The organism is Dellaglioa sp. CoH-57-MRSF-20 (genome assembly GCF_056781955.1).
This window is the reverse complement of sequence record NZ_JBXAXV010000078.1, coordinates 1-529: the sequence shown is the minus strand read 5'-3', so window position 1 is coordinate 529 and position 529 is coordinate 1. Positions and strand designations below refer to the sequence as shown.

The 529-nt window shown below is 60.9% G+C and carries 1 protein-coding gene; it reads left to right on the top strand.

Annotated features, from left to right (window positions below):
* Positions 1 to 59: 59 nt before the first annotated feature.
* The gene (locus AC1RPN_RS08190; RefSeq protein ID WP_289873930.1) at positions 60 to 485 is read left to right on the top strand and encodes a hypothetical protein; all 426 of its coding nucleotides are present in this window, start codon (positions 60 to 62) and stop codon (positions 483 to 485) included.
* The last annotated feature ends 44 nt before the right edge of the window (positions 486 to 529 follow it).

The following is a 529-nucleotide window of genomic DNA, read 5'->3' as shown; positions in this document are numbered from 1 at the left end:
ATTTGTACCTGTAGCACCTAACACAACAAACCCTTTAACCTGAAAGAAAGGAAAATATCATGGCAAAAGCAAACATTCTCACGGTCACGAACGCAACCGGCGCGGTCGAGCATTTCGCGAGCAAGGAATCGGCGGTCAACGCAATGCGTGAAATGGGGCTGACGCGTGCGCATGCCCGCGATATCGCGGCTCAGGCACTCGGCACGACCGACGCACTCGAATTCGGCGACGCCGACAACCGCCCGTGCACGATCCGCGCATACCGTGATAACGCCGAACCGATCGCGACGCAGGAATCCGACGTGAGCGCGGAAGGCTCGCATCAGGACGCGGCCCCGCAAGAATCGGAAAAGGCCGAGGAACCGGCCCCGAGCCTGAAACACACGCCCCGCGCTCAAGTGCGTGCACTGGCCCGAGCACGTGCCCGCGCTCAGCGTCAGCCGTCGCGCCTGCTGGCCGGTATGTTCCAGCGCGCCGCCGTCTAAAGACCGCACAAGTCATAGGGGATTAGTTGACACGTGTTCTCTAG